This window comes from Pseudomonas sp. UW4 (genome assembly GCF_000316175.1).
Classification (GTDB): Bacteria; Pseudomonadota; Gammaproteobacteria; order Pseudomonadales; family Pseudomonadaceae; genus Aquipseudomonas; species Aquipseudomonas laurylsulfatiphila.
This window is the reverse complement of the sequence record NC_019670.1, coordinates 3155758-3170784: the sequence shown is the minus strand read 5'-3', so window position 1 is coordinate 3170784 and position 15027 is coordinate 3155758. Positions and strand designations below refer to the sequence as shown.

Genomic DNA, 15027 nt, shown 5'->3' with positions numbered 1-15027 from the left:
GCAGCCAGAAGCACACTGAAACTTCGGAACGAGGATGACGTGATGGCCTATGCGGAGCAAGCCGAAACAGAAGCACTGCACGAGCCCAAAAGCTTCCTGACCAAATATATCTGGAGTCAGGACCACAAGGTCATAGCCATTCAATATTCCTTGACGGCTCTGTTCGTGGGGCTTATCGCCCTGGTGCTGTCCGGCTTGATGCGCATGCAGATAGGCTTCCCCGGCAGTTTGGCGTTCATGGATGCCAGTACTTACTATCAGGCGATGACCATGCACGGCATGATCATGGTCATCTACTTGCTGACGGCCTTGTTTCTGGGGGGCTTTGGCAACTATCTGATCCCGCTGATGGTGGGCGCCCGCGACATGGTCTTCCCCTATGTCAACATGCTCAGCTACTGGTTTTACCTGCTGGCGGTAGTGGTCTTGCTCAGCAGTTTTTTCGTCCCGGGCGGCCCCACGGGCGCCGGCTGGACGCTCTATCCGCCACAGTCCATCGCTCAGGGGACACCGGGCGTCGAGTGGGGCATTGTCCTGATGCTCGTCTCACTGGCGATTTTTATTGTCGCCGCGACCATGGGCGGGTTGAACTACGTCACCACGGTGTTGCAGGCGCGCACGCACGGCATGACATTGTTTCGCATGCCGCTTTCGGTATGGGGCATCTTCATGGCCTCGATCATGGCCTTGCTGGCCTTCCCGGCGTTGTTCGTCAGCGCGGTCATGATGTTGTTTGACAAGCTGTTGGGCACCAGCTTTTTCATGCCGGCGATGGTCTCGCTGGGGCAGCAGCTCGATCACCAGGGTGGCAGCCCGATATTGTTCCAGCACTTGTTCTGGTTTTTCGGCCACCCGGAAGTCTACATCGTTGCTCTCCCTGCATTTGGCCTGGTCTCCGACCTGATCAGCACCCATGCGCGTAAAAACATCTTCGGCTACCGAATGATGGTATGGGCCATTGTTGCGATCGGGGTACTGAGTTTTGTGGTCTGGGCGCACCATATGTATGTCAGCGGAATGAACCCGTACTTTGGCTTTTTTTTCGCCGTCAGCACCTTGATCATCGCAGTGCCGACCGCGCTGAAAGTCTATAACTGGGTGCTGACCCTGTGGCGCGGCGACATCCATCTGACCGTGCCGATGCTGTTTGCCCTGGCCTTTATCGTCACCTTCCTGGTCGGCGGTCTGACCGGGTTGTTTCTGGGCAATGTGATCGTGGATATTCCGCTCTCGGACACCTATTTCGTCGTCGCCCATTTTCATATGGTCATGGGGGTCGCACCGGTACTGGTGGTGTTCGGTGGTATTTATCACTGGTTCCCGAAAGTCACCGGGCGCATGTTCAACGACACCCTGGGCAAACTGCATTTCTGGATTACCTTCCTGGGCACCTACGCCATCTTCTTCCCCATGCACTACCTGGGTTTCCAGGGCATGCCACGCCGCTACTACGCCTATGAAAACTACGCGTTCATCCCGCAGTCGGCGCAAGAGCTGAATGCTTTCATTACGGTGGTCGCATTGGCTGTCGGGGTTTCCCAGTTGCTGTTCGTGTTCAACATGGTCTGGAGTGCATTCAAGGGCAAGCCCGCAGGCAGTAATCCCTGGGGTGGGGCCAGCCTGGAATGGCAAACGCTGCACACCCCGCCGAAACACGGTAACTGGGGAGAGAAGTTACCGGTCGTGCATCGCTGGGCCTATGACTACAGCGTACCGGGGATAGAACAGGATTTCGTGCCGCAAACGGTCTCCGCCGAGGAGCTGGAGCAGATGCGGCAACTCAGTGCCGGAACTAAAATAGCGGACGTCAAGACATGAACAGGCTGCTATTGAGAAACGCCGACGGTGCTGACCCCGGCGGTAGTTGGAATCGCGATCCTGAGGGTGTTCAGGCCGCCGAGGGCGCCAATAGAAGTCAAATCGCAAGAGTGGGCTTGCGCTTGTTTCTGGTGGTGGTGAGTTCGTTATTCTTCCTCTTCCTGATCGCCTTTGTCGCCCGTTCGCAAATGGTCGACTGGCTACCCCTGACCGAGCCTTTGGCGCCGTTAGGCAATCTGCGGCCGCTATGGCTGAATTCGGCTTTTCTGCTATTGAGTTGCATCGCACTGCAGTGGTCGCGCATGGCTGCCCGAAAGGCTCGGCCGGGCGCAACCGTCATTGGTTTCGCATTGGCGGGTGTCTTTGCAATTGCCTTTCTGGCGGGGCAACTCTGGGTCTGGCAGCAGTTTGTCGCCTGGGGCTACCTTGTCGCCAGCAATCCGGCCAACAGTTTCTTCTACCTGTTGACCGGCCTGCATGGACTCCACCTGCTGGGCGGACTGATCGCCTGGTGCTGGATCGTCGCCAGATTTGTGCGTCATGCGCCATTAGCGCAATTGAGCGCCAGCGTAGAGCTCTGTGCCATCTATTGGCATTACTTGCTGGGTCTCTGGTTCGTGCTGTTCGCTCTGCTGGCCAGCTCGCCGCAAACCTATGAAGCCATCGCCAGATTCTGCGGCCTGAGGTGAACAGCCATGGCATCGCACCCGCAAGCCCAAGTCCACGCCCAGGTCCAAGCCGAGACCAGTTCGTCCAATCCAACAGGCTCGCCACCTGCGCCGGGATGGCAAGGCATCGCCAGCGACTGGTCCTCGGACAAAGACGCCTTCAAGCAGGTGCCCTGGGGCAAGGCGATGATGTGGATATTCCTGCTCAGCGATACGTTTATATTCACCTGTTTTTTAACCGGCTACATGTCAGTACGCATGACCATCACTACGGCCTGGCCGAATCCGAGTGAAGTGTTTGCATTGACGATCGCAGGAGCGGAAATCCCGCTTATTCTGATTGCCATCATGACCTTCGTGCTGATCAGTAGCAGCGGCACCATGGCCATGGCCGTTAATTTCGCCTATCGCCGTGATCGCGCGAAAACGACTGCCATGATGCTGGCGACCGCTGCCTTGGGTGTGGCTTTCGTCGGCATGCAGGCATTTGAATGGAGCAAGCTCATTGCAGAAGGGGTGCGTCCGTGGGGGAACCCCATGGGGGCGGCGCAATTTGGTGCCAGCTTCTTCATGATTACCGGTTTTCACGGGCTGCATGTGTCAATCGGCGCCATCTACCTCAGTATTGTGGCGCTGAAAGTAATGCGCGGGGATTATGAGCGCTCCGGAAACTATCAGAATGTCGAGATAGCCGGGCTTTACTGGCACTTCGTGGATTTGGTGTGGGTGTTTATTTTTGCTTTCTTCTATTTATGGTAGAGGAGCACAGGTGATGGCACATGCTCAGGGACAGCAACATCCAATCAGTTTGTACCTCAAAATCTGGGGGCTGTTATTCGTCCTCAGCACGCTGTCGTACCTGGTCGACTATTTCCACTTCCAAGGTTACCTTCGGTGGTCCCTGATCATCATTTTCATGCTGTTGAAGGCAGGTTTGATTGTCTCCATCTTCATGCATATGGCCTGGGAACGGCTGGCTATGGTCTACGCCATATTGGTGCCGCCTTTGTGTTTGCTGGTGCTCGTCGGACTGATGGCCACCGAGGCCGACTATATTTTCCTCAGCCGGGTCATTTTCTTTGGCCAGTAAGCAGTTTTCGGATGGCCTTGAGTCTCCAGGCGCTAACCCGATATCACTCGCTTGAACTGATGCCATTTGTGCTGCCAGGCCACTGTCCAATGGGGGGCTGCCGCTCCAGTGCCGGCGATCGTCAGCTTTGGATGTTGTTTGATGACCTGATCCAGTACCGATTCCTGGTTCGGCTCAACATCGACGAAGAAGATATGTTTACCCTCGCTGACTACCTGCTTGAAATTGCGGAAGTGAGTGTTCGGCACCTGGAACCCGAAAAAACCGCCTTCCCAGATGCAGAAGCCCAAGATGACAATGGAAAGGAAGATAAAAGGCATCCAGCCTGCGGCGGATTCGGTCCAGCCCATCCAATAGGCGCCACCCAGAACCAGTGCCGCCAGTGGCAAACCGATCACCGCGCCAATTTCACCCGAGTGAACAGCATCCTGTTCCATTAACGAGTTGACCTCGTGCAGGTGATGTTGTTCGACATCAGCAACGTTTTCACTGAGCACATGAATCTGTTCAGAATTGATGCCGCTGGCTTCCAGTTCATATTCAACGGTTTCAAGATCGTTGAGATTGTCACTGATGTAATAGTGCCGATTCATGCCACACCTCCCGACTCGCGTTTGCTGTAGACCTCCTTTGTCCGGCAGCGGTCAACCTGGGTTGCACACTTCATGCAATCTGAAAAAAAGTATAGCACTCGCCTCCCTGCGGGCCGGTCGCTAGTTGATCTGCACTATGACCGGACCTTCCGTCACGATCGGCGGGTTCGCGTGGATATGCGAAGTGTTTTTCTGAATCCACTCGCGCGCAACTTTCAGGCTCGCATCACTGCCAGCCTTGTCCTTGCACACAGTGATCGAAGTACCACCGTCACCCGTATTGAGCAGTGTGTAGCTAACGAGGCCAGGTACTGTGCGCAAGGTCGCTTCGATGTCGACGCGGCGCTCTTCCAGAAGCTCGAATAGCTGCTTGGCTCCAGCACCCAGGTAGGTTCTTATCACCGCATACATGGTCGTCTCCTTTGAGAGTACCGTCTTGATGCCAATACAGATCCGTTGAAGTGCGCAAATCCCCGGATTTCAGGTCGCCCTGATTCAATAAGCTTAGCCAAACGCCGACGACAATCGACATGCAACGACCACCGGCCACATGGGGCCGATTTCTGCCTGTCCGATCGGAGGCGAAACACCAGCTACATCGAACATCTCGATGGGTTTAACCAACATTTCACTGTTTTTCCGATAACGCCATGTCGCGATAATTCGCCTTCAAAAGTGACGGGAAGGGCAGCGTGATGGCGAAGGAAGGAAGTTATACCGGTACAGCCAAGTGGCTGCATTGGGGCATGGCCCTGATCTGGTTGGGGGCCTGGGTCATCGGATTTGTGGCGACGCATTGGCGCGACGAATTCAATGCCCACCATGAACTCACCTACGTGCACAAGGCGATTGCCAGCACACTGCTGTTCCTCATCGTCGCGCGTATCGCCTGGCGATTGAGTCACCCGGCTCCGGCGCTACCCGATTCGATGAGCCCGACGATGAAGCGTGGTGCGCTGGTCGGGCATGTGTTGCTGTACGCCGTGGCCTTGATCGGGCTGCCGTTGTCCGGCTGGTACTGGAGTTCGGTCGCCGACAAACCCGTCATGGTGGCGGCGCTGTTCGTGCTCCCGCCAATCGTTGACCCCGATCAGAGCCTGTACGGTCTGGCAAAGTCGGTTCATACCTACATGGCGTGGTTGTGTGGCGCGCTGGTTGGTGGCCATCTGCTGGTTGCGCTCAAGCATCACTTCGTTGAAAAGGATGATGTGCTCAAGGGCATGCTGCCCGCACGCAACCGCTGATTTACCTGGCGTTTCATTATCGACGCAATTGCACCGGACTCACGCCGAGGCGTTGCCTGAAGGTGGTCGCCATGTGCGCCTGGGAATTGAAACCGCAGGCGTAGGCGATCTCAGCCAGGGTTGCGGTCGAGTCGCGCATCAGGGCACGGGCCCTGGCCAGGCGTCGGTCGATCAGGTAAGCGTGGGGGCTTTTGCCGGTGGCGTTTTTGAAGGCCCGCATGAAATAGCCTTCGGACAAGCCCAGCAGGCCCGCCATCGCCGGTACGCTCAACGGGCCATCGAGGCCCGCGTCAATGAACTCATCGAGCAAGCGCATCCGGCTGCCGGTTATCGAGCCATGGGGCGGTGTCGACACGGCTTCGCTGGCCGTCGCCCGCTCGCACAATGCCATTGCCCAGGCCTCCCAATCGTCCTCCACGCGAGCGTGCAACAGTGCGGCGCGCATTCGCCATGCGAGGGCCGTGGCTTGCCGGTCGATGCGATTGTTGAAGGCGCGATTACCCTCCAACGCGATACCGTCGGTGCGTATCACCCGCAGATATTCACCGCCCTTGGGCGATTCGGACAACACGTCACACCCGACCGGAACGAACGCCAGGCCGTTGGGCATGGCATCGAAGGGTTGTACCCGGTCGCTGCCGATCGCGTGCAGGCCTCGTTGGCTGTCGAAGGCAAAGCCGATGCCTGCCTGGGTCGCTACGTATCGGGTCGCGTAGGCGCAGCCGGGGAGCAATTCGATCGCCCAGGGGCCGGCCTCGATGCGGCGGACCGGTTCGGACAGCAGGGGTGGATGCACACGGTTTCGATGGCTCATGAGCACCATAGTAGTGAAGAGGGGACACAAAAGTCAGGTCGGTTTTTTGAAAGCCTGCGTACTGCGCCCCTGTTCAGACTGGGCAAAATCCCGGGGAGACCACTCATGCACAAACTGACTCGCGACGACATCGAACAGGCCACACGCCACGTTTACCAGGTCATGCCCGCCACCGCCCAGTACCCTTGGCCCTTGCTGGCCAGGCGGTTGGGTTGCACGGTGTGGGTCAAGCACGAAAATCACACGCCTACCGGTGCTTTCAAAGTGCGCGGCGGCATCACGTTCATGCACTGGCTCAAACGCGAGCATCCGGGCGTGAAGGGCATTGTCAGCGCGACCCGCGGCAACCATGGCCAGAGCCTTGCACTGGCGGCTGGCGCACTGGGTTTGCGGGCGCTGATCGTCGTGCCGCAAGGCAACTCGGTCGAAAAGAACAACGCCATGCGCGGCTTTGGCGCTGAAGTGGTCGAGTATGGGCGCGATTTCGATGAGGCCCGTGAAGAGGCGGCACGGCTTGCGCAGGAGCACGACCTGTTCCTGGTGCCGCCGTTTCACACCGAACTGGTCAAGGGTGTGGCCACCTATGCGCTGGAGCTGTTCAACGCCGCGCCGGATCTGGATACCGTCTATGTACCGATTGGCTGTGGATCGGGGATTTGTGGCGTGATCGCCGCTCGCGATGCACTGGGCCTGGACACCCGGGTGGTGGGCGTGGTTTCCACAGAGGCGGCGGCCGCACAGTTATCGTTCGATACCGGAGCCCTGTGCGAAACGGCCTCGGCGACCACCTTCGCCGACGGTCTGGCCGTACGCAAGCCGGTGCCTGAAGCCTTTGCCGTCTATGCGGCAGGTGCGACGCGAATCGTTGCAGTCAGTGACGCGCAGATAGCCGAGGCCATGCGCGTGTATTACACCGATACCCACAACCTGGCGGAAGGGGCCGGTGCGGCGGCGCTGGCGGCGCTCATGGCCGAGCGTGAGGCCATGTCGGGAAAAAGGGTGGGGGTCATCCTGTCCGGTGGAAACGTCGACAGATCGGTGTATGCGGGCGTGATTGCGTGAAAGGGAGCTGAAACCTGGTCGCATAAATTTGAAATGCACGGCATTGCCCGACACAATCGCGCCCCGATCCGGCCAAAGGCGCCGGACGTTCGTGGTGAGAAGGGGCCGCAGTTGAACGAACAGACATTGTCCATGCGCCTGGAACGCGTGGCGGCGCATGTGCCGGCCGGTGCGCGCCTGGCCGATATCGGCTCGGATCACGGCTACCTGCCGGTGGCATTGATGCGCCGTGGCGCCATCACGGCGGCGGTGGCCGGGGAGGTGGCGTTGACGCCGTTCCGCGCAGCCGAACGCACCGTGCACGAGAACGATCTGGAGCAACGGATCAGCGTGCGCCTGGCCAACGGCCTGGCGGCAATCCTGCCGGGGGACGGGATCACGGCGATCAGCCTCTGCGGCATGGGCGGCGAAACGATCCGCGATATCCTCGACAGCGGCAAGGCCTACCTGAGCGGGCAGGAGCGCCTGATCCTGCAACCCAACGGCGGCGAGCAGCCACTGCGCCTGTGGCTGATGGAAAATGGCTATCGCATTCTCTGGGAGGAAGTGCTGCGGGAAAATCGTTTCGACTACGAAATCATCGTCGCCGAGCGCGCCGCGCCGGTGATCTACACCGCTCAAGAGTTGTACTTCGGCCCGTTGCAGTTGCAGGCCCGCAGCCCGGCGTTCCTGGTCAAGTGGCAGCGCAAGCTGCGCCAGAAGCAGAAGACCCTGAGCCAATTTGCCGGAGCGCAGCGGGCCGTGCCTGAGGAAAAGGTGCAGGACATCGCGCGCCAGGTCCGGTGGATCGACCAGTTGCTGGCTTGATCCTGTTGCGCAAGGTTCGTGTCTGCACTTACGCGGGCGATGGATCCGCCTTTTTTCCGGCCCCGGCATTGCCTTTGGCCTGACGGGCACTGCGCCGCAGTTCCTGCGGCGTGCGCCCGACGACTCGCACGAAACTGCGCAGCATGTGATCGGCATCGCCGAATCCGAAGCACCTGGCGATCTCCTCGAACGTCTGGTGCCCGTCTTCGACCAGCGGCCGTGCCGACTCGATTCGCAGGCGCTCGATAGCTTTCGCCGGCGTCACACCGACTGATGCCGCGAACACGCGGCCAAACTGGCGCACGCTCATATGGGCAACGTCTGCCAGGCGTTCAACCGACAGATCATCACGCAGATGATCGCGCACGTAGCTCAGCACCGTGCGGATCCGGTCCGAGCCCGGGTCGAAATCCAGCAGCGAAGAGAACTGGTACTGACCACCCGGTCGCCGGTAGTAAACCACCAGCATGCGTGCGACAGCGCGTGACACTTCCTTGCCCAGGTCCTGCTCGATCATCGCCAGGGCCATGTCGATGCCGGCTGACATGCCGGCGGACGTCCAGACATTGCCGTCTTCGGTCCAGATTCGATCACCGTCCACGCGCAGCGCCGGATAGCGTGCCTGCAATTGCGGCGCGTAGTTCCAGTGCGTGGTCGCGACACGACCGTCGAGCAGACCGCTCTCGGCCAGCAGGAAGGCGCCCGTGCAGACGCTGGCAGTGCGGCGGGCGCGCGGCGACATCTGCCGTATCGCCGCTGCCATCGGCATCATCCTGTCATCGATCGGGGCGGTGGGGGCGCCGACGATGATGAGCGTGTCGAGCGGGTCGACAACCTGCAGGGCTTGCGTCGCGACTTGCACGCCGCTGGAAGCTTCGATCAATCCGCCTGCAAGGGAGGCGACCGTGAATCGATAGCCCGAAGGGCGCGCACGGCTGGCGTTGGAGAAGGCTTCGAGCGGGCCACTCAGATCCAGCAGCACGAAGCCCGGGTAGACCAGGAAACAGATGTGACGTTGCATGAACGGAGCGCCCAAAGTCTGCATGGGAGGGGAGCCATGGTACGCGCTTGCCGTTTGCAAGGTCAGGGGGGGCATCAAGCCCGTACACCTCACGCGACATGGCTGTGCGTGTCGGCCGAAATCCAGGGATTAATGTCCATTTGCTGATGCCTTCTCGCCGTACCGTACATGCACCCCCCACATTGAGGACGTGCAAATGACCTTCAACAGAATTCAAGCCGCGAGAATGATCTCCTGCGCCACGTTGCTGACGGCTTTCCTGATGGCGCCCGGCATTGGCTTCGCCGCAGAGAACCCTTACGCCGATCCGGCCAAACCCGCACTCCCGGCATCCACCTTCGAATGGGATTCCAGTCGAACCGCGCTGGTCGTGATCGACCCGCAGATCGACTTCATGAGCCCGGAGGGGGCGGGCTGGTCGGTCTTCGGACAGAGCGTTACCGAGCAAAATCTTGTGCCGAACCTGAACCGGCTTTTCGCGGCGTTCAAGCAGGCCGCAGCGACGGTAGCCATCTCGCCGCACTACTACTATCCCCACGATCATAAATGGGAGTTCGAGGCGCCGGCGGAGACCGTGCAGCACAAACTGGGGCTCTTCGATCGCAAGGGCGCCCTGACGCTGGATGGATTTCGCAATTCGGGTGCCGACTTCATGAAGGAGTTCAAGCCCTTCATCGAAGACGGCAAGACTATCGTCGCCTCACCGCACAAGTTGTATGGCCCGCAAAGCAACGACCTGATGCTGCAGTTGCGCAAGCAGCGGATCGACAAGATCATCCTGGCCGGCATGGCATCCAACCTGTGCGTCGAATCGCACCTTCGCGAGTTTCTGGAGCGCGGTTTCGAGGTGGTTGTCGTACGTGATGCCATCGCCGGCCCGAAGCTGCCTGACGGCGACGGATACGGTAGCGCGCTGGTCAATTTCCGCTACATTGCCAACGGCGTGATGACCACAGACGACGTCGTGAAAAAACTGGAAGGGCGCTGATCTGCGGTATGGCCCATCCGCTGACCAGGCACGGGAGTCCTTGTGGCTTCCGTGCCTGATGACTGACACTGAATGACCCATGAGCGATGGATCGCCCTCATCACTCTTCTTCCCTGAGTGCCTGGATCCGCCCTGACTTTTCTGCTGCCAGCAGCGCGGCATGGTCTTTTGCATTTTGATTGGCATAGGCAATGGAAAATTTTCCGATGGCCTGGTCGAAGGAGTCCGTTTTGCCCAGGTAGCCACTGATGAGCGCGGCATCTCCGGATTTGGCATGGGCGCGGGCCAGGGTTTGCCCGCACCACTCGGCGTACATCTTCATTCTTGCGGCGCAAATCCCTTCGATGGGGGCTGACATTTTCATGTCGCGCAACTGGCGTACAAAGAAATGCCGGCCATTTTGTCCGCGTGTCCAGCCCAGAAAGATGTCACTGGAGGACTGCATCAGCCGCTGACCCGTGACCACACGCTGCCCCTGGTTTTCGTATTCGCTGTCGCCTGCATAAGGCGCCAAGACCGAGGGGCAGGCTTCCTTGAACTGCAGAAGCAAGGGGTGGTTTTCCGCAGAAAAGAACAGGCCGACGAAACAGTAGGTGCCCACGCTGCCAATGCCGACAGCCTTGACGGCAACGTCTTCGAGGCGGTACCGATCGAAGAGCACACGTCGTTCATGGGGCAGCGACAAACGATAATCCTGCAGGGCGATACGCACTCGCTGCTTGAAGCCCTTTTCATACACATGAAAAAGCAGGGGCGGTTGATCGATCAGTCGCCGTCGCCCGCCGACTTCGCTGCTGATCTTGGGGTAGAGGTAATCCCCCAGACGCATCTTCGCCTTTGCCACCACTTGCTCGCGAATTTTCCTGATCTGGGCATTGGGCGCCATGTCGATGATCGCCTGGGCATCCAGACGGTCATACCAGACCTCCAGCGGGCCCATTTTCGAGAATTTGCGCAGGCCCTCGCGGTAAGCACAAACGCATTTGACGGCAATGCCCCGTGCCTCTTTATCGGTGAGCCGGTTATCGCGTGCGGCCACGACAAAACTGATTGCCAGGCGTTTGACGTCCCATTCCCAGGGGGCAGGGAGTGTTTCGTCGAAATCGTTGATATCAAAAATCAGATTGCGCTCAGGTGTCGCGAACAATCCGAAGTTCATCAGGTGACAGTCCCCGCAGGCCTGCACCTCAATGCCTGTGGTTGGGGTAGTGGCCAGGTCATGGGCCATCAAACCCGCAGAACCGCGTAAAAAGGTGAACGGGCTGCGCAGCATCCGGCCGTAGCGCAGCGGCACCAGGTTGGGCAGTCGATAGCGGTTGGATTCTTCGAGGCGTTCGATAGGGTCGCGGTGTTTGCCCGGCGGTTTCCATTCGGCGTGAACCGAATGGGGCAAGCGTTCGCGTAATTGCTCACCTGCGAACAAGCGCTCCTTGCGCGAGAGAAAGACGGACTCGTCTGCGCTGTCGTCCGATTGTTTTGCCAGGCCGTCGGCAGACTTGCTTTTGCGGGGGGGCATGTCCACTCCTTTGCTCAACGAAGGCTGACTCCCTCGGGCACAGGATCTGCTAATGCGACTGTTCCATCAGCCTTCAGGGTGACCTGCACTGGTGTTTCGCAAAGAGTCGAAGCCGTTGTTGAAGCGTAGCAGTTCCGTTCCGGGATGCTGTATTGCCAGCATTGAATGGCGTGGCTGCGAGGGAGGCAAAATTCGCTGTTTGCAGCATCAGATGGTGTGAGTTCCGCGGGAAACCCGCTTTTTTTTTCGGTACGGAAAGTGAAACGATTCAGCCGCTTTGCAACGGTGGTTTCAGCCAATGAAACCGGCCTTTTAAGGGGGCGTCGTCAGTACCGTTTGTCGTGGTTTTTGTTCGAAAAATGAACAATTGGGGTATTCTGGGCTCTGATCTTCCAGCAGGCGGATCCCTTGAGCTTCGCACTGCACTCCCTAGTAAAATGGACGTATACCTCATCTGCATTGAATGGAATGCACATGGGGATTTTTTTTACCTGAGACCTGGAGTGATATTATGCCGTCATCACTGACTCGCTGGGCGAGTCGCTCTCTCTTGTAATACCCAAACTATTTGAGTTGCTTCAATCAATGTGAACTTTGATTGTGCAGGCGTGATTATTTAATTCACGTGCCTGGGGCATGGTCAATTCACACTGCCGCAATAAGTGGAGATGTAAGCGTGGATATTAATACAATGATCGGCCTGCTTGGCCAGAAAGAATCCATGGAGTTTATGCGTTTAGGAGTGGTTTACGTACACCTGTTGGCATGCTGCGTAGCCATTGGCCTGGTGTTTGCCAGCGATGTCGCAATGGTCAAGGATCTATTGAAAGGCCGTGTGTCGTCCGGGCACGATAATGATCATATGGCCAGTCTCCAGAAGTCTGTTTCCAATGCGTTGCTATTCTTGTGGATTACCGGTGCGGCGATTATAGGCATTGACTACCTTGAAAAAGGGATGACCTATTTTGCCAACCCGAAACTTCAAGCCAAAGTCATTATTGTGTTGTTGCTGACATTCAACGGCATGCTGTTGCACCGCTATGTATTGCCCGCCATGCTCAAGGCCGGTTCCTTGCTTGATCTGCCTATCAATGTGCGAATGTTTGCCCTGTTCTCTGGTGCACTGTCGGGTGTTTCCTGGCTGTATGCCGCGATGCTCGGTGTCGGTCGACCGCTGGCCTGGAAATACTCGCTGACCGAGTTGCTGATGGCCTATCCGGTATTGATCGTGCTCGGCTTTGCGACGATGGTGGCGCTGACCCAGTGGGCGCGCAATCGCAACGCGGCAGCGCCGGCTGAGGAGACTACCTGGCTGTTCGCCGGAATTCCTGCGCGATGAGCTGACGAAAGTCCAGGTGAAGACGGGTTAAACCGTTAGAACCCTGCAAACACCAGACCCCCTCCCTGTGAGGGGGTTTTTTTTGGGTTCTTCACGCATTCCCGGGGAATTGCAGGCGCTGGTTTGCCAGCGATGGTCGTTAACGATAACGCGGGTGAACTGGATAAACGCGGCGCACTGAAGTCCATCGCCAGCAGGCTGGCTCCTACAGTTTCAGCGTGGGCACGGTCCCTTGTGGGAGCTGGTTTGCCAGCGATGGTCGTTAACGATAACGCGGGTGGACCGGATAATCGCGGCGCACTGAAGTCCATCGCCAGCAGGCTGGCTCCTACAGCTTTAGCGTGGGCACGGTCCTTTGTGGGAGCTGGCTTGCCAGCGATGGTTGTGAACGATAACGCGGGTGAGCTGGATAAGCGCGGCGCATCTGAGTCCATCGCCAGCAGGCTGGCTCCTACAGTTTCAGCGTGGGCACGGTCCTTTGTGGGAGCTGGCTTGCCAGCGATGGTCGTCAACGATAACGCGGGTGAGCTGGATAAACGCGGCGCATTTGAGTCCATCGCCAGCAGGCTGGCTCCTACAGTTTTAGCGTGGGCACGGTCCTTTGTGGGAGCTGGCTTGCCAGCGATGGTCGTTAACGATAACGCGGGTGAACTGGATAAACGCGGCGCATTTGAGTCCATCGCCAGCAGGCTGGCTTCTACAGTTTTAGCGTGGGCACGGTCCTTTGTGGGAGCTGGCTTGCCAGCGATGGTCGTGAACGATAACGCGGGTGAGCTGGGTAAGCGCGGCGCATTTGAGTCCATCGCCAGCAGGCTGGCTCCTACAGTTTTAGCGTGGGCACGGTCCTTTGTGGGAGCTGGCTTGCCAGCGATGGTCGTGAACGATAACGCGGGTGAGCTAGATAAGCGCGGCGCATCTGAGTCCATCGCCAGCAGGCTGGCTCCTACAGTTTCAGCGTGGGCACGGTCCTTTGTGGGAGCTGGCTTGCCAGCGATGGTCGTCAACGATAACGCGTGTTAACCGGATAACCGCGGCGCATCTGAGTCCATCGCCAGCAGGCTGGCTCCTACAGTTTCAGCGTGGGCACGGTCCTTTGTGGGAGCTGGCTTGCCAGCGATGGTCGTTAACGATAACGCGGGTGAACTGGATAAACGCGGCGCATTTGAGTCCATCGCCAGCAGTTCCCGGGAATGCGTGAAGAACCTTTTTGTCCGTGGCCGAATGTTGTCCGCTCACCCCTTGATTCGGCGAGGGGGAGGGCAGCACGCTCGGTTGTGAACCTGCCGTTCATCGCCAAGGCATAAAATAAACTTTGACATCATTGGGGCTTTGGTTGAATATTCATCCATCGCATGCGATCAAGTCGAGTGCGATAACAAACAAAACAACCCTTGCCGTTTGGAGATTCAGCCATGAACACCGGAAGCCGTCGCACCCTGTTGATCGCTACCGCTCAAGCTTCCCATGGCCATAACGGCAACAACTGGATCGTTGCACACGCCAATTGACGAACGTTGTCTTTTTGAAGGTTACACACATCGCATGCGATACAATCGCACAAACTTTAAACCCTGAGGAAATCCCCATGAGCAAAATCGTAAAAGTACTGGCAACCGGCAAAACCCACACCACCCGCAGCAATGTCGGCGGTCACGGCAACCTCGATATCGTCCTGTCGTCACCGGGTTCCACCCAGCCAGCCCACGTCTTTGCCGCCACACAGCCGCATCCGAAAGCCGAGCAACTGTTCGCCGGAGCCTGGTCGGCCTGCTACACCGCAGCAGTGGGGCTGGTGGCCCAGGAGCGCAATATCGTTTTGCCGGCGGACATGGCCGTCGACATTGAAGTGGACCTGGGCCAGACTGGTCCGGCCTACTTCCTTCAGGCCCGACTGACCCTGCGCGTGCCCGGGCTGGCACAGGATGTCGCGACTGAACTTGCGCACATCGCCGACTCCATCTGCCCTTACTCCAAAGCGACACGCGGCAATATAGATGTTGCCCTGAACGTGATCACGGCGTGACGTGCGGACGCATCATTGATATCGCATACGATGCAAGCGCATAC

Annotated in this window: 16 protein-coding genes; 10 read left to right on the top strand and 6 right to left on the bottom strand. The window is 58.3% G+C overall.

The genetic code is table 11. From position 1 onward, the window contains the following. The first annotated feature begins 42 nt into the window (after window positions 1–42). From ctaD to PPUTUW4_RS13770, 4 genes are read left to right on the top strand one after another with little or no spacing between them, the layout of a single operon-like run. A complete protein-coding gene (gene ctaD / locus PPUTUW4_RS13785; RefSeq protein WP_015095217.1) occupies window positions 43–1818 on the top strand; it encodes a cytochrome c oxidase subunit I in 1776 nt (591 codons plus the stop codon). Continuing rightward, the gene (locus tag PPUTUW4_RS13780) at window positions 1815–2507 is read left to right on the top strand and encodes a cytochrome c oxidase subunit 3 (RefSeq protein WP_015095216.1); all 693 of its coding nucleotides are present in this window, start codon (window positions 1815–1817) and stop codon (window positions 2505–2507) included. Before ctaD ends, PPUTUW4_RS13780 begins: the two co-directional genes overlap by 4 nt. A gap of 6 nt (window positions 2508–2513) precedes the next feature. Further along, complete coding sequence (locus PPUTUW4_RS13775; RefSeq protein WP_015095215.1) at window positions 2514–3245, top strand: heme-copper oxidase subunit III family protein; 732 nt, start codon at window positions 2514–2516, stop codon at window positions 3243–3245. Between the two features lie 13 nt (window positions 3246–3258). Continuing rightward, a complete protein-coding gene (locus tag PPUTUW4_RS13770; protein WP_015095214.1) occupies window positions 3259–3576 on the top strand; it encodes a cytochrome C oxidase subunit IV family protein in 318 nt (105 codons plus the stop codon). A gap of 32 nt (window positions 3577–3608) precedes the next feature. On the opposite strand, the gene PPUTUW4_RS13765 is transcribed toward PPUTUW4_RS13770, so the two are convergent. After that, window positions 3609–4169, bottom strand: a complete 561-nt coding sequence (locus PPUTUW4_RS13765) for a hypothetical protein (protein WP_015095213.1) — start codon at window positions 4167–4169, stop codon at window positions 3609–3611. 120 nt (window positions 4170–4289) lie between these two features. Further along, window positions 4290–4580 carry a hypothetical protein gene (locus tag PPUTUW4_RS13760; RefSeq protein ID WP_015095212.1) on the bottom strand — a complete coding sequence of 97 codons (291 nt, stop codon included), beginning with the start codon at window positions 4578–4580 and terminating at the stop codon, window positions 4290–4292. Window positions 4581–4864: 284 nt separating this feature from the next. On the opposite strand from PPUTUW4_RS13760, the gene PPUTUW4_RS13755 reads away from it, so the two are divergent. Continuing rightward, window positions 4865–5413, top strand: a complete 549-nt coding sequence (locus PPUTUW4_RS13755) for a cytochrome b (RefSeq protein WP_015095211.1) — start codon at window positions 4865–4867, stop codon at window positions 5411–5413. A gap of 16 nt (window positions 5414–5429) precedes the next feature. Here the strand turns inward: PPUTUW4_RS13755 and PPUTUW4_RS13750 are convergent, their stop codons facing one another. After that, window positions 5430–6236, bottom strand: a complete 807-nt coding sequence (locus tag PPUTUW4_RS13750; protein WP_041474873.1) for an AraC family transcriptional regulator — start codon at window positions 6234–6236, stop codon at window positions 5430–5432. 96 nt (window positions 6237–6332) lie between these two features. Here PPUTUW4_RS13750 and PPUTUW4_RS13745 point away from each other — a divergent pair, with 96 nt between their 5' ends. Continuing rightward, on the top strand, window positions 6333–7289 hold the full coding sequence (locus PPUTUW4_RS13745; RefSeq protein ID WP_015095209.1) for a threonine dehydratase: 957 nt from the start codon (window positions 6333–6335) through the stop codon (window positions 7287–7289). 111 nt (window positions 7290–7400) lie between these two features. After that, window positions 7401–8096, top strand: coding sequence for a tRNA (adenine(22)-N(1))-methyltransferase TrmK (locus PPUTUW4_RS13740; RefSeq protein ID WP_015095208.1), 696 nt, complete (start codon window positions 7401–7403; stop codon window positions 8094–8096). A gap of 28 nt (window positions 8097–8124) precedes the next feature. Here PPUTUW4_RS13740 and PPUTUW4_RS13735 read toward each other — a convergent pair whose 3' ends face one another. Next, window positions 8125–9117: a GlxA family transcriptional regulator gene (locus PPUTUW4_RS13735; protein WP_041475039.1), complete on the bottom strand. Its 993-nt coding sequence runs from the start codon at window positions 9115–9117 to the stop codon at window positions 8125–8127. 262 nt (window positions 9118–9379) lie between these two features. Here PPUTUW4_RS13735 and PPUTUW4_RS13730 point away from each other — a divergent pair, with 262 nt between their 5' ends. Further along, complete coding sequence (locus PPUTUW4_RS13730; protein ID WP_041475038.1) at window positions 9380–10105, top strand: cysteine hydrolase; 726 nt, start codon at window positions 9380–9382, stop codon at window positions 10103–10105. Between the two features lie 100 nt (window positions 10106–10205). Here PPUTUW4_RS13730 and PPUTUW4_RS13725 read toward each other — a convergent pair whose 3' ends face one another. Both PPUTUW4_RS13725 and PPUTUW4_RS29285 read right to left on the bottom strand, forming a co-directional pair. Then, window positions 10206–11399, bottom strand: coding sequence for a DUF2252 domain-containing protein (locus tag PPUTUW4_RS13725; RefSeq protein ID WP_263986888.1), 1194 nt, complete (start codon window positions 11397–11399; stop codon window positions 10206–10208). Window positions 11400–11635: 236 nt separating this feature from the next. Then, window positions 11636–11920, bottom strand: coding sequence for a hypothetical protein (locus PPUTUW4_RS29285; protein ID WP_144443099.1), 285 nt, complete (start codon window positions 11918–11920; stop codon window positions 11636–11638). A 392-nt stretch (window positions 11921–12312) separates the two neighbouring features. On the opposite strand from PPUTUW4_RS29285, the gene PPUTUW4_RS13720 reads away from it, so the two are divergent. Together PPUTUW4_RS13720 and PPUTUW4_RS13710 are read left to right on the top strand one after the other, a co-directional pair. Further along, window positions 12313–12960: a hypothetical protein gene (locus PPUTUW4_RS13720; RefSeq protein WP_041474871.1), complete on the top strand. Its 648-nt coding sequence runs from the start codon at window positions 12313–12315 to the stop codon at window positions 12958–12960. 1585 nt (window positions 12961–14545) lie between these two features. Further along, on the top strand, window positions 14546–14983 hold the full coding sequence (locus PPUTUW4_RS13710; protein WP_015095202.1) for an Ohr family peroxiredoxin: 438 nt from the start codon (window positions 14546–14548) through the stop codon (window positions 14981–14983). Window positions 14984–15027: the final 44 nt, after the last annotated feature.

Excerpts from the sequence above, each read along its gene's own strand:
- PPUTUW4_RS13780 (WP_015095216.1), top strand. The coding sequence starts at position 1,815 with ATGAACAGGCTGCTATTGAGAAACGCCGACGGTGCTGACCCCGGCGGT.
- PPUTUW4_RS13735 (WP_041475039.1), bottom strand. The coding sequence starts at position 9,117 with ATGCAACGTCACATCTGTTTCCTGGTCTACCCGGGCTTCGTGCTGCTG.
- PPUTUW4_RS13765 (WP_015095213.1), bottom strand. The coding sequence starts at position 4,169 with ATGAATCGGCACTATTACATCAGTGACAATCTCAACGATCTTGAAACC.
- PPUTUW4_RS13760 (WP_015095212.1), bottom strand. The coding sequence starts at position 4,580 with ATGTATGCGGTGATAAGAACCTACCTGGGTGCTGGAGCCAAGCAGCTA.
- PPUTUW4_RS13710 (WP_015095202.1), top strand. The coding sequence starts at position 14,546 with ATGAGCAAAATCGTAAAAGTACTGGCAACCGGCAAAACCCACACCACC.
- PPUTUW4_RS13775 (WP_015095215.1), top strand. The coding sequence starts at position 2,514 with ATGGCATCGCACCCGCAAGCCCAAGTCCACGCCCAGGTCCAAGCCGAG.
- ctaD (WP_015095217.1), top strand. The coding sequence starts at position 43 with ATGGCCTATGCGGAGCAAGCCGAAACAGAAGCACTGCACGAGCCCAAA.
- PPUTUW4_RS13745 (WP_015095209.1), top strand. The coding sequence starts at position 6,333 with ATGCACAAACTGACTCGCGACGACATCGAACAGGCCACACGCCACGTT.
- PPUTUW4_RS13750 (WP_041474873.1), bottom strand. The coding sequence starts at position 6,236 with ATGGTGCTCATGAGCCATCGAAACCGTGTGCATCCACCCCTGCTGTCC.
- PPUTUW4_RS13720 (WP_041474871.1), top strand. The coding sequence starts at position 12,313 with ATGATCGGCCTGCTTGGCCAGAAAGAATCCATGGAGTTTATGCGTTTA.
- PPUTUW4_RS13730 (WP_041475038.1), top strand. The coding sequence starts at position 9,380 with ATGGCGCCCGGCATTGGCTTCGCCGCAGAGAACCCTTACGCCGATCCG.
- PPUTUW4_RS13770 (WP_015095214.1), top strand. The coding sequence starts at position 3,259 with ATGGCACATGCTCAGGGACAGCAACATCCAATCAGTTTGTACCTCAAA.
- PPUTUW4_RS13755 (WP_015095211.1), top strand. The coding sequence starts at position 4,865 with ATGGCGAAGGAAGGAAGTTATACCGGTACAGCCAAGTGGCTGCATTGG.